The 26,775-nt window shown below is 60.4% G+C and carries 25 protein-coding genes; 17 read left to right on the top strand and 8 right to left on the bottom strand.

Annotated elements, in window-relative coordinates:
- Window positions 1–53: 53 nt before the first annotated feature.
- The 3 genes from KP808_RS10285 to KP808_RS10275 all read right to left on the bottom strand — a co-directional run bounded on the left by KP808_RS10285 (window position 54) and on the right by KP808_RS10275 (window position 3,590).
- Window positions 54–1,724 (bottom strand): amidase, encoded by a 1,671-nt coding sequence (locus KP808_RS10285; RefSeq protein WP_230018338.1) that lies wholly within the window; start codon window positions 1,722–1,724, stop codon window positions 54–56.
- Window positions 1,725–1,812: 88 nt separating this feature from the next.
- On the bottom strand, window positions 1,813–2,445 hold the full coding sequence (locus KP808_RS10280) for an ANTAR domain-containing response regulator (protein WP_005746856.1): 633 nt from the start codon (window positions 2,443–2,445) through the stop codon (window positions 1,813–1,815).
- Complete coding sequence (locus KP808_RS10275) at window positions 2,442–3,590, bottom strand: transporter substrate-binding domain-containing protein (protein ID WP_134931271.1); 1,149 nt, start codon at window positions 3,588–3,590, stop codon at window positions 2,442–2,444. The genes KP808_RS10280 and KP808_RS10275 overlap by 4 nt, the downstream gene beginning before the upstream one ends.
- A gap of 742 nt (window positions 3,591–4,332) precedes the next feature.
- Here KP808_RS10275 and urtA point away from each other — a divergent pair.
- The 11 genes from urtA (at window position 4,333) to KP808_RS10220 (ending at window position 14,226) form a co-directional block, all read left to right on the top strand.
- Window positions 4,333–5,514: an urea ABC transporter substrate-binding protein gene (urtA, locus tag KP808_RS10270; RefSeq protein ID WP_230018336.1), complete on the top strand. Its 1,182-nt coding sequence runs from the start codon at window positions 4,333–4,335 to the stop codon at window positions 5,512–5,514.
- A 66-nt stretch (window positions 5,515–5,580) separates the two neighbouring features.
- Entirely contained in the window at window positions 5,581–6,483 is a 903-nt protein-coding gene (urtB, locus tag KP808_RS10265; RefSeq protein WP_058407591.1) for an urea ABC transporter permease subunit UrtB, read from the top strand.
- A gap of 1 nt (window position 6,484) precedes the next feature.
- Window positions 6,485–7,627 (top strand): urea ABC transporter permease subunit UrtC, encoded by a 1,143-nt coding sequence (gene urtC / locus KP808_RS10260; RefSeq protein WP_057402228.1) that lies wholly within the window; start codon window positions 6,485–6,487, stop codon window positions 7,625–7,627.
- Window positions 7,624–8,361: an urea ABC transporter ATP-binding protein UrtD gene (gene urtD, locus KP808_RS10255; protein ID WP_016981335.1), complete on the top strand. Its 738-nt coding sequence runs from the start codon at window positions 7,624–7,626 to the stop codon at window positions 8,359–8,361. Before urtC ends, urtD begins: the two co-directional genes overlap by 4 nt.
- 2 nt (window positions 8,362–8,363) lie before the next feature.
- The gene (gene urtE / locus KP808_RS10250) at window positions 8,364–9,053 is read left to right on the top strand and encodes an urea ABC transporter ATP-binding subunit UrtE (RefSeq protein ID WP_005746864.1); all 690 of its coding nucleotides are present in this window, start codon (window positions 8,364–8,366) and stop codon (window positions 9,051–9,053) included.
- A gap of 22 nt (window positions 9,054–9,075) precedes the next feature.
- Window positions 9,076–9,516, top strand: coding sequence for an urease accessory protein UreE (gene ureE / locus KP808_RS10245; protein WP_005746865.1), 441 nt, complete (start codon window positions 9,076–9,078; stop codon window positions 9,514–9,516).
- Window positions 9,513–10,244, top strand: a complete 732-nt coding sequence (locus KP808_RS10240; RefSeq protein WP_219171340.1) for an urease accessory protein UreF — start codon at window positions 9,513–9,515, stop codon at window positions 10,242–10,244. The genes ureE and KP808_RS10240 overlap by 4 nt, the downstream gene beginning before the upstream one ends.
- A 27-nt stretch (window positions 10,245–10,271) precedes the next feature.
- Complete coding sequence (locus tag KP808_RS10235) at window positions 10,272–10,967, top strand: urease subunit beta (RefSeq protein ID WP_219171338.1); 696 nt, start codon at window positions 10,272–10,274, stop codon at window positions 10,965–10,967.
- Window positions 10,968–10,970: 3 nt separating this feature from the next.
- A complete protein-coding gene (ureC, locus tag KP808_RS10230) occupies window positions 10,971–12,683 on the top strand; it encodes an urease subunit alpha (protein WP_058400220.1) in 1,713 nt (570 codons plus the stop codon).
- Between the two features lie 26 nt (window positions 12,684–12,709).
- A complete protein-coding gene (gene ureG, locus KP808_RS10225) occupies window positions 12,710–13,372 on the top strand; it encodes an urease accessory protein UreG (RefSeq protein WP_054070969.1) in 663 nt (220 codons plus the stop codon).
- Window positions 13,369–14,226, top strand: a complete 858-nt coding sequence (locus KP808_RS10220) for an urease accessory protein UreD (protein WP_219171336.1) — start codon at window positions 13,369–13,371, stop codon at window positions 14,224–14,226. The genes ureG and KP808_RS10220 overlap by 4 nt, the downstream gene beginning before the upstream one ends.
- 68 nt (window positions 14,227–14,294) lie before the next feature.
- Here the strand turns inward: KP808_RS10220 and KP808_RS10215 are convergent, their stop codons facing one another.
- Entirely contained in the window at window positions 14,295–15,386 is a 1,092-nt protein-coding gene (locus KP808_RS10215) for an NADH:flavin oxidoreductase/NADH oxidase (RefSeq protein WP_005746873.1), read from the bottom strand.
- Window positions 15,387–15,445: 59 nt separating this feature from the next.
- On the opposite strand from KP808_RS10215, the gene KP808_RS10210 reads away from it, so the two are divergent.
- Window positions 15,446–15,781, top strand: a complete 336-nt coding sequence (locus KP808_RS10210; RefSeq protein ID WP_005779766.1) for an ArsR/SmtB family transcription factor — start codon at window positions 15,446–15,448, stop codon at window positions 15,779–15,781.
- A 134-nt stretch (window positions 15,782–15,915) separates the two neighbouring features.
- Here the strand turns inward: KP808_RS10210 and KP808_RS10205 are convergent, their stop codons facing one another.
- From KP808_RS10205 to KP808_RS10190, 4 genes are all read right to left on the bottom strand, one after another.
- The gene (locus tag KP808_RS10205) at window positions 15,916–17,538 is read right to left on the bottom strand and encodes a methyl-accepting chemotaxis protein (protein ID WP_230018334.1); all 1,623 of its coding nucleotides are present in this window, start codon (window positions 17,536–17,538) and stop codon (window positions 15,916–15,918) included.
- Window positions 17,539–17,929: 391 nt separating this feature from the next.
- Window positions 17,930–19,405: an FGGY family carbohydrate kinase gene (locus tag KP808_RS10200; RefSeq protein WP_230018839.1), complete on the bottom strand. Its 1,476-nt coding sequence runs from the start codon at window positions 19,403–19,405 to the stop codon at window positions 17,930–17,932.
- A 30-nt stretch (window positions 19,406–19,435) separates the two neighbouring features.
- The gene (locus tag KP808_RS10195) at window positions 19,436–20,368 is read right to left on the bottom strand and encodes a transketolase family protein (RefSeq protein WP_058400216.1); all 933 of its coding nucleotides are present in this window, start codon (window positions 20,366–20,368) and stop codon (window positions 19,436–19,438) included.
- Window positions 20,358–21,194, bottom strand: coding sequence for a transketolase (locus KP808_RS10190; protein ID WP_005753658.1), 837 nt, complete (start codon window positions 21,192–21,194; stop codon window positions 20,358–20,360). Before KP808_RS10190 ends, KP808_RS10195 begins: the two co-directional genes overlap by 11 nt.
- Before the next feature lie 364 nt (window positions 21,195–21,558).
- Between KP808_RS10190 and KP808_RS10185 the strand changes: the two genes are divergently transcribed.
- The 5 genes from KP808_RS10185 to KP808_RS10165 all read left to right on the top strand — a co-directional run bounded on the left by KP808_RS10185 (window position 21,559) and on the right by KP808_RS10165 (window position 26,731).
- Window positions 21,559–22,563, top strand: a complete 1,005-nt coding sequence (locus KP808_RS10185) for an ABC transporter permease (protein WP_054070966.1) — start codon at window positions 21,559–21,561, stop codon at window positions 22,561–22,563.
- Window positions 22,564–22,626: 63 nt separating this feature from the next.
- Window positions 22,627–23,559, top strand: a complete 933-nt coding sequence (locus KP808_RS10180; protein WP_230018332.1) for a sugar ABC transporter substrate-binding protein — start codon at window positions 22,627–22,629, stop codon at window positions 23,557–23,559.
- Between the two features lie 15 nt (window positions 23,560–23,574).
- A complete protein-coding gene (locus KP808_RS10175; protein WP_122269199.1) occupies window positions 23,575–25,104 on the top strand; it encodes a sugar ABC transporter ATP-binding protein in 1,530 nt (509 codons plus the stop codon).
- A 31-nt stretch (window positions 25,105–25,135) separates the two neighbouring features.
- Window positions 25,136–25,900: an SDR family oxidoreductase gene (locus tag KP808_RS10170; RefSeq protein WP_057412099.1), complete on the top strand. Its 765-nt coding sequence runs from the start codon at window positions 25,136–25,138 to the stop codon at window positions 25,898–25,900.
- Window positions 25,901–25,930: 30 nt separating this feature from the next.
- Window positions 25,931–26,731 (top strand): SDR family oxidoreductase, encoded by an 801-nt coding sequence (locus KP808_RS10165; protein WP_230018330.1) that lies wholly within the window; start codon window positions 25,931–25,933, stop codon window positions 26,729–26,731.
- The last annotated feature ends 44 nt before the right edge of the window (window positions 26,732–26,775 follow it).

Here is a 26,775-nt window from a genome sequence, read left to right as displayed (position 1 = left end):
GGGCGTATGTGCTCTTACATCAAGCACGCACGCCCCTCGGTCAGCGTGCGAATTCAAGCACGCGGCGGCCTGGGAAACACTCCGCGGGCGGTTTCATAAGCCTGCGCGACACGCAACGCCAGGGCATCCTTGAAGCGCGGCGCGACAATCATCATGGCAACCGGCAGGCCCTCGGCCAGGCCTGCCGGGATTGACGTGGCCGGGTGGCCGGTCAGGTCGAACGGCGCGGTATTGGCGAGCATGTTCAGTGCGCTGTGCACGTACTCTTCAATCGGCGCATCGGCGGCGGTCAGCGTGGTGGCTACAAACGGCATGGTCGGCATCACCAGTACGTCAAAATCCTTGAATGCTTCGTCGTATTGACGGGTGAGTTCCGGCACCAGCATCCGCGCCTTGGCGTAGTAGGCACCGTGCAGGTTTTTCAGGCTGTAATGCCCGGTAAGTGCCACGGCACGCACGCTGCTGGACAATGCGTTGGCATGCTCACGACGCCTGGCACCGAAGTAGCTCATGATCTCGGGGTCGTAATAGCCGTCGACATTCATGCCATAGCCGTTGCCTTGCAGCATCTGGTACGCCGCACCATCGGTGGCGATGACATTCCACATGTCCAGCGCCACACCGCGGTGCCACGGAGCGCTTGCCTCTCCGACCGTCGCACCAAGGCTTTCCAGCTGTGCCACTGCGGCGCGAACCAGCGCGTCGACCTGCGGTTCGGACATGCCGGGAATCGCAAAACCTTCGCGCAGCAGGCCGACTTTCAAGCCGGCAACGCCCTGATCGAGGGTCGCGACACAACTGACCGCTGGCGGGTTTTTCTGCCTTGAATCAAGCCCGTCGGCCCCGGCGATTACGTCGAGCATGACCGCGCAGTCGCGCACGTTATTGGCCATCGGACCGACATGGTCGATGGTCCGCTCGATCGGAAAAGCCCCGGTATAAGGCACAAGGCTGTAGGTCGGCTTGTGCCCGACGATGCCGCTCCAGGCCGACGGCATGCGGATCGAACCGCCTTGGTCGCCGCCGATGGCCATGTCCACTTCCTGCAAGGCGACCAGCACGGCGCTGCCGCTGGAGGAGCCGCCTGCGTTGCGGGTCAGGTCCCACGGGTTTTTTACCGCACCGGTGGCCGAGGTAAAACTGGCTCCGGAGAAACACAAGTCTTCACAGACTGATTTGCCGACCACCGTCGCGCCTGCGGCCAACAAGCGTTTGACCACCGTGGCATCTTCGGACGGCACGTAACCATCAAGGCTCAGCGAGCCGTTGGCCATCGGTACGCCGGCCACTGATACGTTGTCCTTGATGACCACCGTTCTACCCGCCAACGGGCCGCTCGCCGCACCGGCTATGTGCGTCTTCACGTACCAGGCGCCATGCAGGTTTTCGGTCTCTGTCGGTTTGCTGTGCTCGCGCAGCGGCGTGGGCTGCGCAACGTGAGCGGCGTACAACGTATCAATGGCTTCGTAGGAGCCCAGGGTTTCGTCAGCAAGACTCAGGAACGATGCCATCTGGCTGTCTGACAGGTCGTACCCATGATCCTGGGCGGCAATCAGAAAGTCGGCTTTGTCGGGGCGTTTTACGGACATGGTGTTCTCCAGATAACGGTAAGGGCCGCCCGGGATCGGGCAGGCACTGACTGGAGCCGCCTGCGCAGGATGCGCAGGTATGGGCTCGATCCGGAGGACGCCGTTGTCCATGCCGGTCGCCACGCGGTGTTCCATACCTGCCGGTTCAGGGCGTATGGCAAGCGTCCGCGCAGAAGAGGATCAGACCGATGAGGCCCGACACTCGAAGCGAGTCTGCAGCCTGTCAGGAACAGGCTTGTTGAAACAGTTCGTGGGCCTTGACCAGCGCCTCGGCGATTTTCTCCACGGGCTCACGCTTGGCCATTGCCTGATCCCGCAGCGCGTTGTAAGCGTCTATTTCAGACATACCCTTGGTTTCCATCAGGATGATTTTTGCCTGCTGCACGGTACGCATCACCGCCATGCGCCCTTCCAGGCGCTTGACGTGTTTTTCCCGTTCCCGTGTTTTGCGTGCCTGGCTAAGGGTGATGGCCAGCGCCGTCAGCAGGCCGAAAGACCTGACCGGCGAGGGAATCACCGAACAGGCATTGAGCTGCACCAGCGCCTCGACAATGATCGGGTTTTCATAGGCGATCACCGGAATGATCGGCGGCGTCGAGCTGTGCAGCAGCCAGGGCGTGTTGGTCGACAGGCTTTCCGGCGACACCGCCAGCACGATCACGTCAGCCTCACTCTGCAACCGTTCGGGGATCGGCCACTGCACGCGTACCTGGCAACCAATACGCTGCAACTGGGCGATCAGGTTGCGACCGTCTTCATCATCGGGGTGCATCACCAGCACGCTGATGTCGCGCAGGTCCTTGATGCCGCCTGCGCTGTCGTTGCGCAAACGTTTCTTGGCGGCACGCAGGGTCATGGACGCCTCCCGGTCAGGCTGGACCAGCCGTTGAAGTCAGGCGCAACGGCATAAGGATCGGGCTTCAGCGCTTTCTGACTTTCGTAAAGGATGTCGAACTGCCCGTTGCCATTGGCACGGCCGATCCGCGAGTACAGGTAGGTATGGTGATTGTGCTCATCGATGCGCACCCGTCCCTGAGGCGCGTCGTATTCCAGACCGCGCATGGTTTGCAGGACGTCCTCTACCTCCGTGCTGCCTGCGCGGGCTATCGCCTTGGCCAGCAGATGGACCTGAAAATAAGCGGCTTCCCAGCAGCGGTCGGTCACTTGATGCTGGCCAAACATCTCCCGGTATTGCGCGATGCACTGACGATTGAGCGGCGTGTCGATCGACTGGAAGTAAGTGGCTGCCGAAATGTGCCCGGTGCCCAGATGAACACCCATCTGCTGAATGTCGGTTTCGCTGGTGGTGACACTGGCAATCGGCATGACCGCCGGGTCGAAACCGGCGTCGGCGTAGGCCTGGTACAGGTGCGCCATGGTGTCACCGACCACTGTGGAAAAGATGAACGACGGTTTCAGCTCCCGGGCTTTGACCATGAGCCTGGCGAAGTCCTCTGGCCTGGCGTTTTTCAATGGCAAGTAGTACTCGCCCAGCTTGCTGCCACCGCGCTCGTAAAGCAGGTCGCTCATCAGCCGATTGGTTTCATACGGGTAGACGTACTCGGAGCCGATCATCAGCACGCGACTGCCAAAGTGGTCGAACATGTAACTGCCCAATGGCACGGCGTTATGGTTCGGCGTGGCACCGGTGTAAATGATGTTGCGCGAATACTCGAAGCCCTCGTAGTAAACCGGATAGAGCAGCAACGCGTTGTAGCGTTCGACGACGGGCAATACTGCCTTGCGCGCCGCCGAGGTGTAGCAACCGAAGAAAAACCGCAGGTTCTCTTCGCGAATCAGCGATTCAACGTGCATGGCAAACAACGCAGGCGTTGAATCCGGGTTACGGGTAATCAGTTCCAGAGGGCGGCCATTCACGCCTCCTGCCGCGTTGATCTGATGGATTGCAAACTGTGCGCCGCGCATTGTTGAACACTCACCGGCAGCGGTAACGCCGGTATTGGAAAACAGACCTCCTATGCGGATCGACGGGTCAACCATGTCTATGAACCTTGTTCAACGTGAGGTGAGACGCCCGAACCTGGCCGGGAGCCTGAAAGAAGACTGAGCGAATAACCGTGGATTCAACGGTGGCTCTCAGGCGGTTGTGCCTGGGGCTGGCGTGACGGCAGTGTCAGGACCAGTCGTGCGAGGGACCTTCCACACCTGCCGAGAGCGGGCGTGTGGCAAGGGACCCTGCGAGGGTGTTGATCAGGCTTATGCAGGGAGCGGGCCATAGGTGCTGCGTGGGTGTTGATGACTCGTGTGTCTGCTGGCCGGGGCGTTCCCTTGGTAACAGGCATTTGCTGGCAGAAACGGGCGTACATTCGCAGGGGGTCTGTCGCTCAAAACATAGCTTTCGCGAACAAGTTCGCCCCCACAAAAGCTGTGCGAATTTCCCAGAAAAACGTCGGTAGCCTCACGTTTTTGGTGCGCACGAGACCCGCTCGCGCCAAAGCGGCGCATGCCGGTTTGTTCGTGTAATTAATGCAGGGATGCTCTGCCACACGGTTTCAAAACCCGTGCAAACAGCCGTTTCGGAACTTGGCATTGCCCTTGCTATGTTCCCCCTGAGACATCGCGCCAGCTGTCTGCCCTACGCCCCCTTGGCAAGTAGGGAGACACCTCGCGTACGACTGGATCGGACACAGTTTGTCCCGCCAGATTCGGCACAGAAGCCTGACATCCCGCCCATTGATTTGGCCGGGATGTCGGGCTTTTTTTATTCCTGGGAGAAAAGTGAATGCACAACGACAAACGCCGTTTGATCAAGCATGCTCTGTTGCTGGGTGCGATCAGCCTGCTGCCGTTTTCCCTGATCGGTGAGGCGCAGGCGGACGAGACTGTGAAAGTCGGCATCATCCACTCGCTGACCGGCACCATGGCCATCAGTGAGGCCTCGGTGGTCGACGCCGAAAAGCTCGCTATCGAAGAGATCAACGCCAGTGGTGGCGTGATGGGCAAAACCATCGAACCGATCGTTGAAGATGGTGCCAGCGACTGGCCAACCTTTGCCGAGAAAGCCCGCAAGCTGCTGGAAAACGACCACGTCGCGGTCACCTTTGGCGCGTTCACCTCGGCGTCGCGCAAAGCGGTGCTGCCGGTCTTCGAGCGCAACAAGGGCCTGCTCTACTACCCGACCTTCTATGAAGGGCTGGAAAAATCCCCGGCCATTATCTACACCGGTGCCGAGGCCTCGCAGCAGACCCTGGCAGCCGTCACCTGGCTGATGGCCAACAAGGGCAAAAGCGTCTATCTGGTCGGCTCCGACTACATCTGGCCACGCACTACCAACAAGCTGGCACGGGCATCGGTCACCAAACAGGGCGGCTCCATCGTCGGCGAAGATTACCTTCCGCTGGGCGCTATCGAATTTTCCTCGGTGATCAACAAGATCAAGGTGGCCAAGCCGGACATCGTGCTTTCGACCATCGTCGGCGGCTCGAACGTGGCGTTCTACAAACAGCTCAAGGCTGCCGGTATCGACAGCAGCAACCAGACGCTGATGGGCCTTGCGATCACTGAAGAGGAAGTCACCGGCATCGGCGCGGAAAACCTCGTCGGTTTCCTGACCTGCATGAGCTACTTCCAGAGCCTGAAAAACCCGGTCAACGAGAAGTTCGTCCAGGCCTTCAAAACACGCTACGGGCAGCAGCGCGTCGTCGGTGACCCGATGGCTGCGGCGTATACCGCAGTGTACTTGTGGAAAAAGGCCGTCGAGAAAGCAGGCAGTTTCGACGTGCCGAAAGTAATCGCCGCCTCCTCGGAACTGACCCTCGATGCGCCCGAAGGCGAGATCAAGGTGCACAAGGACAACCACCACCTGTGGAAACGTGCACGCATCGGCACGCTCAACGCGCAGGGCCAGGTGGACGTGATCTACGAGTCCGCACCGATCGAGCCCAACCCGTTTCCGAAACTCTGATACCGGGCCGGGCGCGATCTGGTTCGCGCCCGCTTTCGTCAATGTGCAGCAACAGGTAGCGACGGCATGACTCTCGATACGCTGGTAATGCAAGTCTTCAGCGGGTTCTCGCTGTTTTCCGTGCTGGTGCTGATGGCACTCGGGCTGACCATCGTGTTCGGCCTGATGGGCGTGATCAACATGGCGCACGGCGAACTGATGGCGATGGGCTCATACATGACCTACGTCACCTCCGTGGTGTTTCAGCGCTACTTCCCCGAGTTCATGGGCTGGTATTTCATCATCGGCATCGGAATGGCCTTTGTGGTGACCTTCGCCTTCGGTCTACTGCTGGAACGCTGCTTTATCCGCTTCATGTACAACCGGCCACTGGACACATTGCTGGCAACCTGGGGACTGTCGCTGGTGCTGCAGCAACTGTTCCGTCAGGTGTTCGGCCCCAAGGAAGTCAGCGTACCTACCGTGCAATGGCTGCAGGGTGCGTGGAAAATCAGCGAAGGGCTGGAGTTGCCGCTCAACCGCATTTTCATCATCGGCCTGACGTTCGTGATTGCCGCAGCGGTGTTTCTGTTCCTCTACCGCAGCCGCTGGGGCCTGCGCATTCGTGCAGTGACCCAGAACCGCGCGATGGCCGGAGCGGCCGGAATCAACACTGCGCGGGTCGATTCGGTGACGTTTGCGCTGGGCTGCGGCCTGGCGGGTATTGCCGGGAGTTCATTCACCATGCTCGCCTCCACCGGCCCGGTGAGTGGCCAGCAGTATCTGGTGGATACCTTCATCGTGGTGGTGTTCGGCGGCGTCGAAAGCCTGCTCGGCACCTTTCTCTCGGCGTTCGCCATCGGCCAGACGCAGATCTCGCTGGAATACCTCACCACCGGCTCCATGGCCAAGGCGATCACCCTGCTGGTGGTCATCGTGCTGCTGTTTTTCCGCCCCAACGGCCTGTTCGCCACGAAAGTGAGACGTTGAGATGAACAACATGACTGAAAAGCCACTGGCCGGGACGCCGGTCAAAGCAGCCCGACCAGACTGGCTGAGTGGTGGCTGGTTGTCGCTGATCGAGCGTTACAGCCTGATCTGGCTATCGCTGCTGTTGTTGGTGGTACTGCCGCTACTGCTGGGCGATTTCCGTCTGGGGCTGGCGGGCAAATACCTGAGCCTGGCGTTCTGCGCCGTGGGCATGGTGATGATCTGGGGCTACGGCGGCATTCTCAGCCTCGGCCAGGGGATCTTCTTCGGCCTGGGCAGTTACATGATGGCGATGTACCTGAAACTGGAAGCCACTGCCACGGACGAAGCCGCCAGCGCCCTCGCCGCTTTCTACGGCTCGGCGCTGCCGGACTTCATGATCTGGAACAGCGTCGAAGCCCTGCCTTGGTGGTGGAAACCGTTCGAATCGGCCACCTTCACCCTCGCAGCGATCCTTATCCTGCCTGCGCTGCTGGCGTTTCTGTTCAGCTATGCCTATTTCAAGAAGCGCGTCGGTGGCGTGTACTTCTCGATCATTACCCTGTCACTGGCCTCGATCATGTCGATCATGATCATCGGCCAGCAGGGCTACACCGGCGGTGTCAACGGTCTGACCGACTTCAAGACCGCCTTCGGCATGAGCCTGCAAGCCCCTCAGACGCCCTGGATTCTCTACCTGATCACCACGCTGTTGCTGCTGGCCAGTGTGGCAATGTGCGGTTTCATTCTGCGCAGCCGCCTGGGCAAGGTCGTCGTGGCGATCCGTGACCGCGAAGACCGGGTGCGTTTTTCCGGCTACAACACTGCGTTGTTCAAGGCCTTCATCTTTGCCGTGGCGGCCCTTATTTCAGCGCTGGGCGGCGTGATGTTCACCCTGCAGGTTGGTCTGGCGTCGCCATCGCTGGTGGGCATCATTCCGTCCACGGAAATAGTGATCTATGCCGCGCTGGGCGGTCGCCTTTCACTGGTCGGCGCGGTATACGGCACGCTGCTGATCGGTGCAGCCAAGACTTACCTGTCGGAGAACTTCGTCAGCTTCTGGCAATACTTCATCGGCTTTCTGTTCATGGCGGTGGTGCTGTTCCTGCCGACCGGCCTCGCCGGGCTGTTGCAACGCCTGAGCAACAAGGAGGCGCAGTCATGAGCGCAATGTTACTGAGTGTCGAAGACCTGACCGTGTCATTCGATGGCTTCAAGGCGGTCGATAACCTCAACTTCTATGTCGAGGAAAATCAGGTGCATGTGGTGATCGGCCCCAACGGCGCGGGCAAGACCACCCTGCTCGACATGATCTGCGGCAAGACCCGCCCGAGCGCAGGCAGCATCCGCTTCAAGGACCTGCAACTGGCGAACATGATCGAGTACCAGATCACCCGCGCAGGCGTGGGTCGCAAGTTTCAGAACCCGTCGGTGTACGAAGACCTCACCGTGCGTGAAAACCTCGACATTTCCTCACCGGACAAGCGCGGCATCTTCAACTGCCTGTTCGCCGGGAAGAACGCAGCACTGAGCGCCGAAATCGAACAGACCGCCGAGATGATCTTTCTCAAGGACCAACTGGGGCGCAAGGCCGGGCTGTTATCTCACGGGCAGAAGCAGTGGCTGGAGATCGGCATGTTGTTGATGCAGCGTCCTGAACTGCTCCTGCTCGATGAGCCCGTGGCCGGCATGAGCGCTGGCGAGCGGGAGAAAACCGCTGGCCTGCTCAAGCTCATCGCCAAGGGCCGGGCAATGGTCATCATCGAGCACGACATGGAGTTCGTGAAATCGGTGGCCGACAAAGTCACCGTCCTGCATCAGGGCAAAACCCTGGCCTACGGCTCGATGGATCAGGTGCAGAACGATCCTCGCGTCATCGACGTCTACCTGGGGCACTGAACATGCTGAATGTCTCTCACCTCAATGTGTATTACGGCGACAGCCATGTGCTGCGCGACCTTAGCCTGGAGCTTGCACCGAGCGAGTCGCTGGCGATCATGGGCCGTAACGGCATGGGCAAGACCACGCTGCTGAGAAGCCTGGTGGGCATGCTGCCGACCCGCAGCGGCAGCATCACACTGGCCGGGCAGGAACTGACTGGCAGCAAGAGCTACGAGCGGGTCGCAGCCGGGGTCGGTTTCGTACCGCAGGGGCGGATGATCTTCCCCTACCTGAGCGTCGAGGAAAATATCCTCACCGGCATGCAGGGCGCACCCGCTGCGCCGATCCCTGACTACGTCTACGAATACTTTCCGGTGTTGTTCGAAATGCGTCGGCGCAAGGGCGGCAACCTCTCCGGCGGTCAGCAGCAACAGCTGGCCATCGCCCGGGCGCTGGTTTCCAACCCCAAGGTGTTGATCCTCGATGAGCCCACCGAAGGCATCCAGCCCTCGATCATCAAGGACATCGCCAAGGCCCTCAATCTCCTGAAAAAGGAGCGCGGATTTTCGCTGATTGTTTCCGAGCAGGTGCTGTCGTTCGCCATGGCCGTGGCTGACCGCTATCTGATCATCGAGAAAGGCGAATTCGTGCATAGCGAAGTCCGCGAAACCGTCGACCGCGAGCGCATCCTGCGCTACCTGACCATCTGAACAGAGCACAGGAGCCATCGCCATGCTGATACTCGACCGCATTCTGGGCCAGGCCAGCGACCCTGCCCTCGCCGACCGCCTGCATGACCTGAGCCACGCCGGCCAGGTCGAAACCCTGAGCCTGTCCGGCAGTGACATTCAGCGCCATCGCCTGCGCCTGGCCAGTGATCGGGGCACCGACTGCGCCATTCGCCTTGAGCGTCACCAGCAGCTGCGCAACGGCTCGGTACTGATGCTCGACAGTCAACGCGCCATCGTCGTGCAGATGCAGGATCAGGAATACCTCGACCTTTTGCCAAGGGACGCAGCGGCGGCGCTGGAGCTGGGTTATTTCGCCGGCAACATGCATTGGGCGGTGCGCTTTGCCGGTGACATCCTGCAAATACCGCTCAATGGCCCGCAAGCCGATTACCTTGAACGTCTGGCACCCATGCTTGCGGACGGCCGGGTGCGATGCGCATGAACGCCATGAGCAGCCTGCTGCTGGCCCTGCAACAGGCCGACAGCTTCTTTCCCGGTGGCGCGGTGGCATGGTCGTGGGGCCTGGAAACCCTGCTGGCTGACGGGTATCTCGGCAATGGCGAAGTTGTCGCGCCGCGCCGACGACAGCGAACCGTTCGCTTTAACCGCAGTGCCGAGGTGCACGGTTTTGTCGAAGGTCAGTTGCGCCATCGCTGGAACAGTTTTGACCGGGTATTTCTACTTGCTGCATGGCGCACTGCCGATGACCAGCCTGCGTTGATAGCCATGGACGCGCAGATCGAAGCCTTGACCCTCGCCGAGGAACTGCGTCAGGGCTCACGGCGTGTAGGCCAGGCATTGCTGGCCGTGCACGTCGCGTTGGGCACGCAGGATGCGGCGGCTTATCAGCAGCAGGTTCTGGCGGGTCACGCGCAGGGACATTTGCCGGTTGTGCAGGGCTTGCTCTGGAACCGTCTGGGCATGCAGCGCGATCACTGCCAGCTGGCGGCGGCGCACGGCTTGTGTACCGGGCTGGTCAGCGCCGCCGTGCGCCTGGGGGTCATTGGCCATATCGATGGGCAACGGGTACTGACCGATATCCAGCCGCTGATCACCGACCTGCTCGCAATGGAGCCGCCTGCCCCGGACGACGCCTGTGGTTTCACGCCCATGGCCGAAATCGCCGTGATGCGCCACGAAACCCAGGACCTGCGCCTGTTTGCCAATTGAGCCAGCCACCCTACCGGGAGCCCTGTCATGCTGCTGACCCCCACCGAGCTTGAACGACTGACGCTATACACCGCCGCCGAACTGTCACGCAAACGCCGCAGCAAGGGCCTGCGCCTGAATTTTCCGGAAGCCTCGGCCCTGATTGCCGACGAGATTCTTGAAGGCGCACGCGAAGGCCGAAGTGTTGCCGAGCTGATCGGGTTCGGCTCGACCATTCTCAATACCGATGATGTGATGCCAGGCGTCGCCGACCTGCTGCCCGTGCTGCAAGTGGAAGGCACCTTCCCGGACGGCACCAAGCTGGTCACCGTGCACCAGCCCATCAGGCCGGGCAAACTGCCGCTTACGCTCATGCCGACACCTGGCGAGATACTCTCGCCGGACAGCGACATCCAGCTCAATAGCGGCCGACCGACCGCGACCCTGCGCGCGATCAATACGGGTGACAGGCCGGTGCAGATCGGCAGTCACTACCATTTCTTCGAGGTCAACAAGGCGCTGGATTTTCCGCGCGAAACGGCCTTCGGCATGCACCTGGACATTCCCGCAGGCACGGCGGTGCGTTTCGAACCGGGCGAGCTGCGCGAAGTGCAACTGGTGCAGTTCAGCGGTACTGGTGACATTCACGGCTTCAGCGGCCTGACCAATGGCAACCTGCACGACCCGGCCTGCAAACAGACAGCGCTGGAGCGTGCCCGCGCCCAACATTTCAAGGGAGCCTGAAGCATGGCGACGATGACCCGCAAGGAATACGCGGCCATGTACGGCCCCACTACAGGCGATGCAGTGCGCCTGGGCGACACCTCGTTGCTGGCTGAAGTCGAATTCGACTACTCGGTGCCCGGCGACGAGTGCCTGCACGGCGGCGGCAAGACCCTGCGCGACGGCATGGGCCTGATGCCCGGTCATGACAGCGCCGACGGTGCCCTGGACATGTTGATCTGCAACGCGCTGATCATCGACCCGGTGATCGGTATCGTCAAAGGCGACATCGGCATCAAGGACGGCAAGATCGTTGCGATTGGCAAGGCAGGCAATCCGCAGATCATGGACGGCGTACACCCACAACTGATCTGCGGCGTCGCTACTACCGTGCGCGATGCCGAGGGCCTGATCGTTACCCCCGGCGGTATCGACGTGCATGTGCATTTCGACTCGGCGCAACTCTGCGACCACGCGCTGGCGGCGGGCCTGACTACCCTGATCGGCGGTTCGCTGGGACCGATCACGGTCGGCATCGACTGTGGCGGGGAATGGAATGTCGGCAAGATGTTACAGGCAGCCGAAGCTTGGCCGATCAACTTCGGTTTTCTGGGGCGCGGCAATTCCAGCAAGCCTGAATCGCTGCTCGGGCAACTGCGTGGCGGTTGCCTGGGGCTGAAGATCCATGAAGACTGGGGTGCCATGCCTGCGGTGATCGACACCTGCCTGAAGGTCGCCGACGAATACGACTTTCAGGTCCAGTTGCACACTGACACGCTGAATGAATCCGGGTTTCTTGAAGACACACTGGCGGCCATCGGCGACCGCACCATCCACATGTACCACACAGAAGGCGCAGGCGGCGGACACGCCCCGGACATCATCAGTGTGGCGGGTAAAAGCAACTGCATCCCCTCCTCCACCAACCCGACCAACCCTTACACGGTGAACACGTTCGACGAGCACCTGGACATGATCATGGTCTGCCACCACCTCAATCCAGACGTACCGGAAGACGTGGCGTTCGCCGAATCGCGGGTACGGCCACAAACCATCGCCGCTGAAGACATTCTTCACGACACTGGCGCCATTTCGATTCTCGGCTCTGACAGCCAGGGCATGGGGCGCATCAACGAGGTGATCTGCCGCACCTGGCAACTGGCGTCGAAAATGAAAGACCAACGCGGCCGCCTGCCGGAAGAAACCACGGCACTGGGCGACAACGAGCGGATCAAGCGCTACATCGCCAAATACACCATCAACGCTGCGCGGGTGTTCGGCATCGACAGCTACATCGGCTCGCTGGAGCCCGGCAAACTGGCCGATCTGGTGCTGTGGCGACCGGCGTTCTTTGGCATCAAGCCGGAACTGGTGGTCAAGGGCGGCTTTATTGTGCATGGCGTGATGGGCGATTCCGCCGCCTCGCTGTACACCTGCGAGCCATTGGTGATGCGCCCGCAATGGGGGGCGTTTGGCGAGGCGAAGCAGGCGCTGTCGGTCAATTTCGTCAACCGCCTCGCCGTCGAGGCCGACACTGCAACGCGCCTGGGGCTCAAGAAGCAACTGCTGCCCGCGTTCGGCACGCGCACCCTGCGCAAGTCGGACATGTTGCACAACGATGCCTGCCCGGACATCCGCGTCGACCCGCAGACCTTCGACGTGTATGCCGACGGCGAGCGCCTTTACTGCGAACCGGTCAGCGAAGTGCCCCTCGCGCAGCGCTACATGCTGCGCTGAACCTCGACCACACAGGAAACCCGACGATGAGCCTGCCCTTGAATGCACCCGCCACGCACACCGATGTCCAGCCTCACCCCGGCGCTGCCCGAGTCGGAATCGGCGGCCCGGTAGGCTCCGGAAAAACCCGTTTGCTGGAACAACTGATTCCACGTTTTATCGCGCGTGGCATCGAGCTTGCGATCATCACCAATGACCTGGCCACTCGCGAGGATGCCGAGCGCGTGCAGCGCAGTGGCCTTATCGACCCGCAACGGGTGCGCGCAGTGGAAACCGGTGCCTGTCCGCACACCGCCATTCGCGAAGACCCAACCCTCAACCTGCAAATGGCTGACGAGCTGGAAGCACGTTTCGGCAATCTCGACCTGGTGCTGATCGAGTCCGGCGGCGACAACCTGGCCTCGACCTTTTCACTGGACCTGGTGGACTACTGGATCTTCGTCATCGACGTCGCGGGCGGTGACGACATACCGCGCAAACGTGGCCCCGGCGTATTGAGCTGTGACCTGCTGGTGGTCAACAAATATGACCTGGCGCCTTATGTGGGCGTTGATCTGCCACGCATGCGGCGCGAATCGGCGGACGCGCGAAATGGCCGGCCCGTTCTGTTTACCAACTGCGGCACCGGTGAAGGTGTCGACGCGGTGGTTGACGCGATAAGCCGCGCCGTATTGTTCGACCGCCCATGAACGCCCATCAAACGTTACTGCCCGTCCAGGCCAAAACCACGGCGCATATTGCCTTCAGCAAAGCGCCTTCGGGGGCCAGTTATGTGTCACGTCAGGAAGTCGGCTACCCCTTCCACCTGGGGCGCACCCTGACACTGCCACAAGACCCGCCAGGTATGGCGGCGGTCTACCTGCAATCGTGCTCGGGGGGCCTGTTCGCAGGCGAAGCCCTGCACTTGCATCTGCACGCGGGGCCAGGCACACAGGTGCACGTCAGCACGGGCGCGGCGACGGTCGCCCACAGCATGCTTGAACAGCCCGCGCGGCAGAACGTCATCCTGACCGCCGAAACCGGCGCACTGCTGGAATACCTGCCGATGGCGACCATTCTGTTCCCGCAGGCACGCCTGCACAGTGTGGTGAACGTCACGCTGCACCCGAACGCAAGGGTGATGCTTTGCGATGCATTCTGCTTGCACGTCCCGCAAGGCAGCGCAGGATTACCCGGTTCTTATCGCGCCGATCTGCACATACAGTGCCCCGACGGAAAGTTGCTGGCGGGGGATCGGCTGGCGTTGACCGGCGAAGACCTGCAACGGCGTTTGCCAGGCGTCAGCGCTGAGCTACAGGCTTTGGCGACCTTCATGCTGGTAGGACAGGGTTTACCTGTGGAGGATGTGAAACGGGCCTTGCGCGACGCATTACGCGTCGTCCCCGAGAGCTATCTGGGCGTCAGCGCCCTGCCGAACGATTGCGGCGTGTCTGTGCGCATCATGACCGCCGATGCGGTGGCGTTGCGAAACGCCCAGCACTTGGCCTGGGCGTGCGCTCGCCAGCAACTGACCGGCATTGCGCCGCGGGTGCGGCGCAAGTGAAACAGCGCGGGTTTGATCGTGGCACCGAGGCTGATGCAGAGTGATGCAGCCCCGGTCGTCACACTGGCTCAGCGATAACGTTCAAGCCAGTGAGCGTAAGGCGCAGGCAAGGTCCAGGCCGACTTTTCGACACCCAGTTCTTTCGCTGCGAAGTACGCCCAATGCGGGTCGGCCAGATGCGCGCGACCTATCGAAACCAGGTCGAGCTGACCGGATTTAACCGCTTCTTCAGCCAGTTTCGGCTCGCCAAAACCCCAGGCGCTGGTCACCGGAATATCCGCTTCACGGCGCACACGCTCGGCAATCGGCCCCATGAACGCAGGCCCCCACGGAATGTTGGCGTCTGGCGTGCTGAAACCGACGCTGACACTCAACAGATCCAGGCCACCGGCCTTGAAGCGACGCGCCAGTTCGATCGATTCGGTGAGGGTCTGTTCGTCACGACCGTCGTACTCAAGTACGCCAAAGCGTGCTGTCAATGGCAGGTTTTCCGGCCAGACCTCACGTACCGCCGCCAGCGTTTCGAGCAGGAAACGGCTGCGGTTATCGAAGCTGCCGCCGTATTCATCGGTACGCTGGTTGGAATGCTCGGAGAAGAAGCTCTGCCCCAGATAACCGTGGGCAAAGTGCAGTTCGATCCACTCAAAGCCCGCATCACGAGCACGACGGGCGGCATCGACGAAGTTCTGACGAACGCGGGCGATATCTTCCAGGGTCATGGCGCGCGGGACTTTCGGCAGGTTGGCACCGAACGCAATAGCGGAAGGCGCAATAGTGTCCCAACCGCGCGAATCGGAAGCGACAATGTGGTCGTCGCCTTCCCATGGACGATTGGCACTGGCCTTGCGTCCTGCGTGGGCGATCTGGATGCCCGGCACGCAACCTGCGTCCTTGATGGCTTTGACGATCGGCACGAACGCCTGCGCCTGCTCATCGTTCCAGATACCGGTGCAACCGGGGGTGATGCGCCCTTCCGGTGCAACCGCGGTGGCTTCAACCACCAGCAAACCTGCACCGCCACGCGCCATGCTTGCGAGGTGAACGTGGTGCCAGTCATTGACTACCCCGTCGATTGCCGAGTATTGGCACATCGGAGGAATGGCGATTCGGTTACGCAGCGTCACGTCTTTCAGTTTGAAGGGTTCGAACAATGCAGACATTGAAAAGCTCCCGTAGGCCAGATGACTTTTGATTTCAGTTGTTCGATGGTAATCGAACTATGGCAATCAACGGAAGCCTTGATATCATTCGCACCATGCGAACCTTCCAACACCCTGATCCAGAAGACCTCACCCTCGAACGCGTGCTCTACGCCTTGAGCGACCCGGTGCGCATGGAAATTGTGCGCTACCTTGCGGGTGTCGCCGAAGCCACCTGCGGTGAGCTGGACGGTGGCCGGCCGAAATCCAGCATGTCCCACCACTTTCGTGTTTTACGGGATGCCGGGCTTGTGCAGACGCGAAACATCGGCACCACGCATATGAATTCGTTGCGCACGCAGGTGCTGGAGAGCCGCTTTCCGGGGTTGTTGGGGAGTATTCTGGCGCAGCGGTAAAGCAGCAAAGCGCCAGTCCTGTGCTGCCATTTCCTTTACATGAATGCGAAAACGCCCGGTATCAGCCAATTGCCTGATACCGGGCGTTTCTTTGCTGCTGCGAATCTATTTACCGACTCGCTTGTCAGGCCGTCTTAAAGCTTAAATTTCCCCACTTCCTGTTGCAGACTGGTAGCCAGGTTTTTCAGCCCGCCGCTGGTCTTGAGCAGTTCCTGAACCGACATGTTGTTCTGTTCGGCCATTTGCGCAGAACGCTCGACATTACGTGCCACATCCTGGCTGGCTGCGGTTTGCTCACGCAGTGCAAAGGATATCTGGTCGACCACTTGCAGAACCTTGCCCGAGCTGTCGCGAATCTCGATGATGGCCTGACCGGCCGTGCCAGCCATCTCCACACCCTGATTCACTTCCTGAACACCGCTGCGCATGCTCTCGACCGTTTCGCGTACGCCTGCCTGAATTTTCTCGATCATTCCGGCAATTTCCTTGGTGGACTTGCCAGTGTTCTGCGCCAGCAGGCGCACTTCATCGGCAACCACTGCGAAGCCGCGACCTTGCTCACCGGCACGAGCCGCTTCGATCGCCGCGTTAAGCGCCAGCAGGTTGGTCTGGTCGGCAATGCCTTGAATCACGCTGATGATCGATGAAATGTGCTCGGAGTGCTGACCCAGGCCTGCGACCTGTGTTGACGACAGCTGCACGGTCTTGGCAATGCCGTTCATGCTGGACAGCGTATTTTCGATGACCTGCGCACCATCCTTTGACTGCTGACCCGAACGACTGGCGAGTTGATGCGCCTCATCGGCATTTTCGGAAACGTGGTGGATGCTGACGGTAAGCTCTTCAATGGTGGCCGCCATCATCGACGCAGACGTCGACTGTTCCTGAATCGCACCGGAAAGTTGCTCGGATGCACCGGAAATCTGTTGTACGGCAAGTACCAGTTGATTGGCTGCCTGGCTGATCTGTTGAATCATCTCACGCAGGCGGTTTTGCATGCGATCGAACGCTTTCGGCAGTTCGTCGTGGCTGCTGGTGTCGATCACAGTGTCCAGCTTGCCATTGGCAATTGCCGTTGCAGCATCGATGGCCAGTTGCAGGCGTGCTGTAGTGCTGCGCCCCAATGCGGTGGCCAGGATAGCCGAGAGCAGCGCTGCCGCAAGGCCGCCACACATCAGAATCATGATGGCGAAATGCTTTGCGTCCAACATATTCTGGGTTCTTTCCACCAGAAGCTTGTTCTCGGTGGCGCTGATTTCAGCCAATAAAGCACGCATGCTGTCCATCTTGGCCTTATCGGCACCGGAGGTAATGCGATTGTCCAGCTCGTCATCGGACATGTTGCGGGCGGTCAGGTCACGGCGCAGGGCGATGATCGGATGGATATCTTCATCGAGCCAGCGCTTCTGAGTTTCACCCAGCGAGGCCAGGCGACGCTGTTGCTCCGGGTTATCGGCGGTCAGGCGCTTGAGCGAATCGAGCTCTTCGGTAAAGCGCTTTTCACCTGCTACCAGCGGCTCGAGGAACGCATCTTTCGAGGCGATGACGAAGCCTCGCATACCCGTTTCGATGTTAATCAGTTGCTCAAGAGCCAGTTGTGCATCACTGAGTACCTGATAGGTATGGACGTTGCTATTAGTAGCGTCCTCAACCTGCTCGAAGCCTCTGTAGGCACTGAACACCAGCACGGCGATTAGAACGACTATAGCAACGAAACTGAAGTACAGCTTTTGCGAGATGCTGAGCTTGCTGAACATGATGTTAATCCTTAGCCGTGCCTGTCCGTGGCAGGGTGATGAGCGATCTAGTCGACAGAGGTAGTGGAACTATTCTGCGCGAGTGATGTCGTTTCGACATCCGTATTGTCGCCCGTGCTTTCCGTAACTTTAGGGCCCGGCCTTAGACACACTGCATGAATGGCATGCTGCTTTAGTCAACCCTATGATAAGACTGTAGAAAATAATTTAAATGACGACCAACATTCAAATTACCCAGCCATAAATCGCTAACATATTGACGTTAGAAAAACGTCATTAATCTTCTATATAAGTTTGGACATGCGTGGTGCAATGACTCTTGTGCGTCTTTTGAGCGGAGAATATCGGTAAGGTAAGTACACCGTTAGTTCGGAAAAGTCATACTAATCGCTCAACATACGAGCCGCCTTAGCGCTTCCTTCCATTCCAGATACAAGCCCTGCAGATTCCTGCCGGGAACGGGGTCAAAGCGTTCGCGCTGTCTTTCCAGCGCTTGCAGGTCGGCGGCGTTATTCCAGAGGCCGAGGGCTTTGCCCGCCAAGTGTGCGGCACCCAGCGCCGAGACTTCTGGCGACAGGCTGCGGATCACCGGGCATTGCAAAAGATCTGCCAGAAACTGCATGAGCCAGCGATTGCGGGTTGCCCCACCATCCACCCAAAGCTCTTTGAGCGGCGTGCCGATGTCAGCCTGCATCGCATCGAATACATCGCGAATCTGATAACCGATGGACTCCAGCGCAGCACGCATGATGTGGGCGCCGGAAGCCCCCTCCGTCAGGCCGCAGATCAGCCCGCGGGCTTCAGCCTGCCAGTGCGGCGCGCCCAGACCGGACAGCGCCGGTACAAAGTACACGCCGCCATTGTCGGCCAGTTGCGTGGCCTGTTCGCTCAGGGCATCCATGGACTCTCCGGCCACCAGTCGCGCGGCCCATTGCACCGCTGCGCCGGTGTGTACGATGTTGCCTTCCATTGCGTAAGTCGATGCTGCGCCATCATGCCAGGCCAGTGTCGTCGACAGACCGTGGCTGGAGGCGATAGGCCCGGCCATTGGCGTCATCAGCGAAGAGCCGGTGCCCAGGGTCGCCTTGACCAGTCCGGGGGCAAAACCGCCCTGCCCGTAAAGCGCAGCATGCGAATCGCCGATCATCGACAGAATCGGAATACCGGCGTCCAGCCCGCCGACCGCCACGGTATGAGCAAACAGACCGGCACTGGGCTGAATGCTGGCCAGTGCAGCAGCAGGGATCGAAAACAGCTCAAGCAATTGCGGGTCCCAGTCACAGGTCTGCAGGTTGAACAACTGGGTGCGTGCCGCGTTGGAATAGTCAGTCGCGAAAGCTTGGCCTGCGCTGAGTTTCCAGAGCAACCAGCTGTCGATGGTCCCCAGGCAGATTTCCCCTGCTGCCGCGCGAGCGTGACCGTCGTCCAGGTGATCGAGAATCCAGCGCATTTTGCCAGCGGAGAACATCGGGTCGAGGGCCAACCCGGTTTTGCTCAGAATCATGGCTTCGTGACCCTGGGCATGCAGCTCGGTGCACAGCGGCAAGGAACGACGGCATTGCCAACTGATGCAAGGCGACAAGGGTGCCCCGCTCGTCCGGTCCCACGCCACCACCGACTCGCGCTGATTGCTGATGGCCAGTGCGCTGATCGGACGCTGCAGACCAGTCATGCAGTCTGCAATCGCCTCAAGCGTGGCTTGCCAGATCAGCAATGGGTCCTGCTCCGAATAACCGGCTTGCGGGTGGCTGATACTCAAGGGCCGTGAACCACGGGCGACGACTTGCCCCTGTTCGTTGACCAGCACGGCCTTGGCATTGCTGGTGCCTTCATCGATGGCCAGAATCAGCGGGGAGTGTTCATTCATGGTCTGGTTGCTCGACATGCAGAAATGCCCCTAACGCAAACGTGCAGCGGCCGCGACAATGCCGTCCGCATCAATGCCATGCAAGGCACGCGTCGGCTCACGGGCACCGGCTGCTGCGTACTCACCGTCACCGATGCCCAGGCGAATCAGGGTGATGCCCAGCGCGTTCTCGGCGAGCAATTCAGCCACCAGGCTACCGAGCCCACCATTGATGTTATGTTCTTCGACAGTAATCACCCCGCGACTGCCGCTCAAGGCGTTGAGCAGCGCATCACGTTGCAGTGGACGAATCGAAGAAAGGTTGATGACCTGCGCGTCGAGCCCCTGCTCCGCCAACCGCGCCGCAGCGTCTACCGCCTCATGCACCACCGAACCCAGTGCGACGATGGTCAGGTCTGAACCACGGCGCAGAATATCGACTTTTCCGGGTACGAAGCGGTAGCTGGGGTCATGCAGTTCACGCAGCGGCTTGCCATCGAGGCGGACGTACACCGGGCCGTGATAACGCAGGGCGTAATAAATGATCTGCCGGCACTCCAGCGGGTCGGACGGCGCGAAAATCTGTACGTTGCCAAAGCCGCGCATGACCGAGATGTCGTCCAGGCAATGGTGGGTACTCGCCAGCGGCCCATAGCTGGTGCCCGCATTGAGCCCGAACATTTTCACATTGGCCTGGTTGTAGCAGACATCAACCTTGACCTGCTCGCAGGCCCTGGAAATCAGGAACGGCGCAGCGTTGCAGGTGGCAGCGATCTTGCCCCCCAGCGCGAGGCCCGCCGCCACACTGACCAGCGACTGCTCAGCGATGCCGACATTGATTACCCGCTCCGGAAAACGCTGCATGAAGGGGGCGATCTTGGCGGTGGACGTCGAGTCGCTGACCACTGGCACCAGGTCCAGACCTTCGTCGACGGCCGCGATAAACGCGTCCACCATCACGCTGGCAAAATGCTCACTCGACATGATTCAACTCCTCCAGTGCTGCGCTGACTTCATCACCTTTCGGCACCCGGTGGTGCCATTCGGATCGCCCTTCGATGAACGACACGCCCTTGCCTTTGATGGTGTGGGCGATCAGCACCTGAGGCGCGCCTTTGCGCAGTTGCATCTGCTCCAGCGCCGTCACCAGTTGCCCGACATCGTTGCCATCGCATTCGCTGACCGTGAAGCCAAACGCCGCCCATTTCTCATCCAGCGGGTCCAGCGGCATGATCTCTGCCGTGAGGCCCGCCAGTTGCAGCTTGTTCTTGTCGACGATCACAAACAGGTTGTCCAGGCCGTACTTGGCGGCTGCCATTGCCGCCTCCCAGTTCGAGCCTTCCGCCAGTTCGCCGTCGCCGGTCAGCACGTAGATTCGCTTGGTGCTCCCGGACATCTTCGCCGCCAGCGCCAGGCCTACCGCAACCGGCAGACCGTGGCCCAACGCACCGGTATTGAGCTCGATGCCCGGCGTTTTCTGCCGCACCGGGTGGCCCGGCAGACGCGAATTGAAATGCTGATACTCGGGCAGCCACGCTTCGGGGATATAACCGGCCTGGGCCAGACAGCAATACAGACCACCGACGCCATGGCCTTTGCTCTGGATGTAGATATCGCGCGCCGGGTCTTCTATGCGCTCGGGGCTGATGTCGAGAATACGGAAATACAGGGTCGCAAGAATGTCGGTTTCCGAAAGGTCGGCCCCCGTATGCCCTCCCGCAGGCGATCCGGCATTCAGGGTGATGACATTACGCCTGATCAGGCGTGCCTGTTCTTTGATCTGCTGGGCATCGTAGCGGAAGGCATTCATGGAGCGGCTCCTGTAGGGCTGGCCACGCGGCGATTCATTTGTTGTTCTGAAAAACGCTTGAATATTTATTCAGCACTGAAAATATATTTATATTTAGACGCCGATCGCTCAACAGGTCAAGCAGGCGCGCACCTGAAAAATCAAAAAACGTCGGACACATTTTTTGCCGACGACACTTGAAGCAGCTGCGCGAGGCTCTACCTTGAGGCTCACAGGGACATTTGAGGTGTGTTCATAAGAATTGAAGAAAATTAAACCGCTTGACTTTGCTCAGCCAGAGACGGAATCTGAATTAACAGTCAGGCATGCATATATATTCAGGCAGCCAGAACGAACTCCAACAACAATAAATTCGGAGACCCCCATGGACGCCAAAGCCCCTGCTCATCAGGCCGCTGCAAAACCGTCAGGTCGTGCGTGGTTGCTCAAGCTGCTGCCTGACAACATCGGTGGGCCATTGATTGGCCTGGCCCTGCTGCTGGTGGTCTTTTCCTTCAGCTCCGAATTCTTCTTCACCCTGCGCAACGGTCTGAACATCCTTGACCAAGTGACAGTGCTGGGCATTCTCGCCATCGGCATGACGGCGGTGATCGTCATCGGCGGCATCGACCTGTCTGTCGGTTCGGTGCTGGCGTTTTCGATGATGATGCTGGGCTGGCTGTATCAGGACCAAGGCCTGGCGCTGGGCCTGGCGATCCCGGTAGCCATAGCGACCGGCATGCTCGCCGGGCTGGTTTCCGGATTGCTGATTACCTACGCCAGACTGCCCGCCTTTATCGCCACACTGACCATGATGTCGGTCGCCCGAGGTCTGGCAAACATTCTTACCGAAGGTCGGCAGATAGTCGGTTATCCGGAGTGGTTCACCAGCCTGGCCACCGTGCGCCATTTCGGCTTTCTGTCGGCCACAGTCGGGTTGTTTCTGGTCATGCTGGGCGTGGCCTGGGTGTTCCTGCGCTTTCGGGCCGGTGGGCGCAACCTGTACGCCATTGGCGGCAGCCCTGAAGTGGCAAGGCTTTCAGGGATCAAGGTGCGAGCCATCACTTTATGGGTGTACGCCATCAGCGGCGCGCTTGCCGGTATCGCCGCGGTGACGATGGCCGCCCGCCTCGACTCCTCGCAACCCAGCGCCGGGCTGACGCTGGAACTGGACGCCATCGCCGCAGTGGTCATCGGCGGTGCCAGCCTCAGCGGCGGTGTCGGCAGCGTCGGTGGCACGCTGGTCGGTGTACTGATCATCGGCGTGCTGCGCAACGGCCTCAACCTGCTTGGCGTTTCGCCCTTCATTCAACAGGTCGTCATCGGCGTGGTCATCGCCCTTGCCGTGACCATCGATACCTTGCGTCGCCGCTCCAACAGTGCTCACTAAGCGTTGTCGTTTTGTGCTTGACCGATGTTGACATCCCCAACAATAAAATCAGGAGTCACCGCCATGTTCATGACCAAAAAACTGCTGCTCGCCACGGCTCTGGCCGCCGCCACCCTCACCACAGCAGGCTCGACCTGGGCCAAAGAGCTGACCATCGGCCTGGCCGTAGCCAATCTGCAGGCTGACTTCTTCAACCAGATCAAACAGTCGGTCGAAGCCGAAGGCAAAGCCCGCGGGGTGAAGATCATTACCGTCGATGCGCAGGGCAATTCATCGACTCAGGTCAGCCAGATCGAGGACCTGATCACCCGCCAGATTGATGCGTTGATCTACATTCCCGCAGGTGCCACTGCCGCGGGCGTGCCAGTCAAGGCCGCCAAGGCTGCCGGGATTCCGGTAATCGCTGTGGACCGCAATGCGCCTGACGCGCCCGGCGACATGTTTATTGCCAGCGACAGCGTGGCCGGTGCGCGCACGCTTGCCGAATACGTAGGCAAGGTGACTGGCGGCAAAGGCCGCATCGCCATCCTTCAAGGGCAGTTGGGCACAACCCCGGAAAACGATCGGGCGAAAGGTTTCCAGGAAGGCTTGAAAGGCTTTCCCGGACTCAAGGTCGTTGCCGAGCAGCCTGCCGAATGGGCGCAGGACAAGGGCTTTGCAGTCGCTCAGGACCTGTTGCAGCGTGACCCGAACATCAGCGTCTTTTTCGGTCGCGCTGACGCGATGGCCCTCGGTGCTGCACAGGCGGTAAAAGTCGCCAACCTCGGGCAACCGGTGGTCATAGTCGGTTTTGACGGCGACGTGGCAGGCCTCAAGGCGGTGGCAAGCGGCGTGCTGCAAGCGACCATGACCCAGCAGACGCAAAAGATGGGGCGCATGGCCGTTGCCTCCGCACTTGACCTCAAGGCTGGCAAAGCCGTGCCCAAGGAACAACTGCTGGAAACCGTGCTGACTACCAAAGACAACGTCGCGCCTTTCCTGCAACAGCACCCTTGAGCCACGGAGTCCGCCATGCAAGCTGCTCTGGATAACCCGACACTCCATAACCCTGAGGTCACACCTGCAGCAGTGCTGTGCCTGCGTAACATTGGCAAGACTTACGGCCCGGTGCAGGTGCTTTCACAGATCAATGTCGACGTGCGGCCAGGTGAAGTGCTCGCCCTGCTCGGTGAAAACGGCGCAGGCAAATCGACCTTGTCGTCGATTATCGCGGGCCTTGTGCAGCCTGAAGCGGGAGGCTCCATGAGCTGGCTCGGCGAGGATTACGCGCCAGCCTCTCCGGGCGCGGCGCTGGGCGCTGGCATCGGCCTGATTCATCAGGAGATTCGCCTGCTGGCGCAGTTGTCGATTGCCGAAAACATCTTTGTCGGGCGGCTGCCCATGCGCCACGGCAAGGTCGACCGGGACTACATGCAAGCGCAGGCACAGAAGCAGTTGGAACGCCTCGGCCTCGACGTGTCAGCTTCGCGCAAGGTCGAGGGTTTAAGCGTCGCTGCACAGCAACTGGTCGAGATCGCCAAAGCCCTGACCCTGAACGCACGCCTGCTGATTCTCGACGAGCCCACCGCCGCTCTTGGCGGTGAAGAAACCGAGCTGCTGTTTCAACAGGTCGAGCGCCTCAAGGCTGAAGGCGTGTCGTTCATCTATATCAGCCATCGCCTGGAAGAAATCGCGCGAATCGCCGACCGTATTCTGGTACTGCGCGATGGCCGCCAGATTGCGCTCCACGCCACCGCACAGGTGCCGGTGCGCGAACTGGTCGAGCAAATGGTCGGGCGCAGCCTGGAACGTATCTTCCCCGTCCTGCAAGCGCCGCAGGACAAGGTGATGCTGCAGGTCAAGGACCTCGCCTGCCGCGAGTTCGCCTTGCATGGCATCGACTTCAGCGTACGCGCCGGTGAAGTGTTCGGCATCGCTGGAGTGGTTGGTGCAGGCAGAACCGAACTGATTCGGGTGATTGCAGGCGCAGCCAGGGATATTCAGGGCCACATGCAACTGGATGGCGAAACCGTTCAACTGCACTCCCCCTCGCAAGCAATTCAGGCGGGCGTGGTGCTGGTGCCTGAAGACCGCAAGCAACAAGGCGTGGTGGTCGAGCACCGTATCGAAGACAACCTGGTCTATGGCAACACCGACCTGCTGCGAAGCGGCAACTGGGTATCGCCAAAGAGCCTGCACGCGTTTGCCCGAAACGCCATTTCGCGCCTCGGCGTAAAAGGCGCGCCCGAGCAGCGAATCGACAGCCTGTCCGGCGGCAATCAGCAGAAAGTCATCATCGCCAAATGGCTGGCCCGTAACCCCAAGGTGTTCATTCTCGACGAGCCGACCCGAGGCATCGACGTCGGTGCGCGGGCGGCGATCTACGAGGTGATCGCCGAGCTGGCGGCAACCGGCATGGCCGTGATCGTGGTCAGTTCCGACCTCGACGAAGTGCTGGGTTTGTCACACCGGGTCATGGTCATGAGCCGTGGCCGGCAGATGGGCATTCTTGAACGTGGCGAAGCGACACCGGTGTCAGTCATGGAAATGGCCACCGCCTGAGAGCCAACACACTGATTACGTGGAGAATGACATGCAACTTTTTCGTCTGGACGGCCAGGTGGCCTTTGTGACTGGAGCCGGCAGCGGCATTGGCCAGGCCATTGCAGTCGGCCTTGCCGAGGCCGGCGCTGACGTGGCGTGCTTTGACTTGCCAGGCAGCGCGGGCATCGGCGACACCGTAGAACGCATCAACGCACTGGGCCGACGCGCGCTTGCCCTGCAAGGTACTGTCACCGACCGCGCGACGCTGGATGCAGCCATCGCGCGAACTGAGACTGAACTAGGTGCGCTCAACGTGGCCGTCAACTGTGCCGGGATCGCCAACGCACAGGCCGCCGAAGACCTGGAACTGCAACGCTGGCAAACCATGCTGGACATCAACCTCACCGGCATCTTTCTCAGTTGCCAGGCCCAGGCGGCGGTCATGCTGCCACGCGGAAAAGGCGCCATCGTCAATATCGCCTCGATGTCCGGCAGTATCGTCAATCGTGGGTTGCTGCAAGCCCACTACAACGCCTCGAAAGCGGGCGTCATTCACCTCAGCAAAAGCCTGGCGATGGAATGGGCGGACAAGGGTTTACGGGTCAACTGCATCAGCCCCGGATACACCGCCACGCCCATGAATTCACGGCCGGAAGTGGCCGAGCAAGTGAAGATATTCGAACAGACCACGCCCATGGGGCGTATGGCCAGCGTGGACGAGATGGTCGGCCCGGCGGTCTTTCTGGTCAGTCAGGCCTCATCGTTCTGTACCGGCGTCGATCTGCTGGTGGACGGTGGATTTGTCTGCTGGTGAGCCAGTCCTGTCAACTACCGGAGCACGCATATGTATCAACGATTCAGCGGTAAAACCGTGGTCATCACCGGCGCTTGCCGGGGCATCGGTGCAGGCATCGCCGAACGCTTCGCTCAGGAAGGTGCCAATCTGGTGCTGGCCTCCAACGACCTTGAGCGAATGACGTTCACCTCTGAACAACTGGCCAGTGAATACTCGGTCAACAGCCTGGCGCTGGGCATCGACGTTACCGATGAGGCCGACATACAGCGCCTCTACCAGACCGCCCACGAGCGCTTCGGCAGCATCGATGTGTCGGTGCAAAACGCTGGCATCATCACCATCGACCATTGTGAAAGCATGCCCCGCGCAGACTTCGACAAGGTCTTGCAGGTCAACACAACCGGCGTCTGGCTCGGCTGTCGGGAAGCCGCCCGCTACATGGTCAGACAAGGCAGCGGGAGGCTGATCAACACATCCTCAGGCCAGGGTCGTCAGGGCTTCATCTACACTCCACATTACGCTGCGAGCAAAATGGGCGTGATAGGCATCACGCAAAGCCTGGCGCTGGAACTGGCACGGCACAACATCACGGTGAACGCCTTCTGCCCAGGCATCATCGAAAGCGAAATGTGGGACTACAACGACCGCGTCTGGGGTGAAATCCTCGGCACCGAAGAAAAACGCTATGCCAAGGGCGAACTGATGGCCGAGTGGGTCCGCAACATCCCCATGCGTCGCGCTGGCAAACCCTCGGACGTCGCCGGGCTGGTCGCATTCCTGGCCTCGGATGACGCCGCCTACCTGACCGGTCAGGCAATCAATATCGACGGCGGGCTGATCATGTCCTGACCGCTGTGGCAGGCACGACCCGCTGCCAGTTTGGTATCCTCGCC

Source organism: Pseudomonas savastanoi (genome assembly GCF_020917325.1).
Lineage (GTDB): Bacteria > Pseudomonadota > Gammaproteobacteria > Pseudomonadales > Pseudomonadaceae > Aquipseudomonas > Aquipseudomonas amygdali.
The sequence above is the reverse complement of the archived record's forward strand: the minus strand, read 5'-3'. Positions and strand labels throughout refer to the sequence as shown.

Excerpts from the sequence above, each read along its gene's own strand:
- KP808_RS10285 (WP_230018338.1), bottom strand. The coding sequence starts at position 1,724 with ATGGAACACCGCGTGGCGACCGGCATGGACAACGGCGTCCTCCGGATC.
- KP808_RS10280 (WP_005746856.1), bottom strand. The coding sequence starts at position 2,445 with ATGACCCTGCGTGCCGCCAAGAAACGTTTGCGCAACGACAGCGCAGGC.
- KP808_RS10275 (WP_134931271.1), bottom strand. The coding sequence starts at position 3,590 with ATGGTTGACCCGTCGATCCGCATAGGAGGTCTGTTTTCCAATACCGGC.
- urtA (WP_230018336.1), top strand. The coding sequence starts at position 4,333 with ATGCACAACGACAAACGCCGTTTGATCAAGCATGCTCTGTTGCTGGGT.
- urtB (WP_058407591.1), top strand. The coding sequence starts at position 5,581 with ATGACTCTCGATACGCTGGTAATGCAAGTCTTCAGCGGGTTCTCGCTG.
- urtC (WP_057402228.1), top strand. The coding sequence starts at position 6,485 with ATGAACAACATGACTGAAAAGCCACTGGCCGGGACGCCGGTCAAAGCA.
- urtD (WP_016981335.1), top strand. The coding sequence starts at position 7,624 with ATGAGCGCAATGTTACTGAGTGTCGAAGACCTGACCGTGTCATTCGAT.
- urtE (WP_005746864.1), top strand. The coding sequence starts at position 8,364 with ATGCTGAATGTCTCTCACCTCAATGTGTATTACGGCGACAGCCATGTG.
- ureE (WP_005746865.1), top strand. The coding sequence starts at position 9,076 with ATGCTGATACTCGACCGCATTCTGGGCCAGGCCAGCGACCCTGCCCTC.
- KP808_RS10240 (WP_219171340.1), top strand. The coding sequence starts at position 9,513 with ATGAACGCCATGAGCAGCCTGCTGCTGGCCCTGCAACAGGCCGACAGC.
- KP808_RS10235 (WP_219171338.1), top strand. The coding sequence starts at position 10,272 with ATGCTGCTGACCCCCACCGAGCTTGAACGACTGACGCTATACACCGCC.
- ureC (WP_058400220.1), top strand. The coding sequence starts at position 10,971 with ATGGCGACGATGACCCGCAAGGAATACGCGGCCATGTACGGCCCCACT.
- ureG (WP_054070969.1), top strand. The coding sequence starts at position 12,710 with ATGAGCCTGCCCTTGAATGCACCCGCCACGCACACCGATGTCCAGCCT.
- KP808_RS10220 (WP_219171336.1), top strand. The coding sequence starts at position 13,369 with ATGAACGCCCATCAAACGTTACTGCCCGTCCAGGCCAAAACCACGGCG.
- KP808_RS10215 (WP_005746873.1), bottom strand. The coding sequence starts at position 15,386 with ATGTCTGCATTGTTCGAACCCTTCAAACTGAAAGACGTGACGCTGCGT.
- KP808_RS10210 (WP_005779766.1), top strand. The coding sequence starts at position 15,446 with ATGGCAATCAACGGAAGCCTTGATATCATTCGCACCATGCGAACCTTC.
- KP808_RS10205 (WP_230018334.1), bottom strand. The coding sequence starts at position 17,538 with ATGTTCAGCAAGCTCAGCATCTCGCAAAAGCTGTACTTCAGTTTCGTT.
- KP808_RS10200 (WP_230018839.1), bottom strand. The coding sequence starts at position 19,405 with ATGAATGAACACTCCCCGCTGATTCTGGCCATCGATGAAGGCACCAGC.
- KP808_RS10195 (WP_058400216.1), bottom strand. The coding sequence starts at position 20,368 with ATGTCGAGTGAGCATTTTGCCAGCGTGATGGTGGACGCGTTTATCGCG.
- KP808_RS10190 (WP_005753658.1), bottom strand. The coding sequence starts at position 21,194 with ATGAATGCCTTCCGCTACGATGCCCAGCAGATCAAAGAACAGGCACGC.
- KP808_RS10185 (WP_054070966.1), top strand. The coding sequence starts at position 21,559 with ATGGACGCCAAAGCCCCTGCTCATCAGGCCGCTGCAAAACCGTCAGGT.
- KP808_RS10180 (WP_230018332.1), top strand. The coding sequence starts at position 22,627 with ATGTTCATGACCAAAAAACTGCTGCTCGCCACGGCTCTGGCCGCCGCC.
- KP808_RS10175 (WP_122269199.1), top strand. The coding sequence starts at position 23,575 with ATGCAAGCTGCTCTGGATAACCCGACACTCCATAACCCTGAGGTCACA.
- KP808_RS10170 (WP_057412099.1), top strand. The coding sequence starts at position 25,136 with ATGCAACTTTTTCGTCTGGACGGCCAGGTGGCCTTTGTGACTGGAGCC.
- KP808_RS10165 (WP_230018330.1), top strand. The coding sequence starts at position 25,931 with ATGTATCAACGATTCAGCGGTAAAACCGTGGTCATCACCGGCGCTTGC.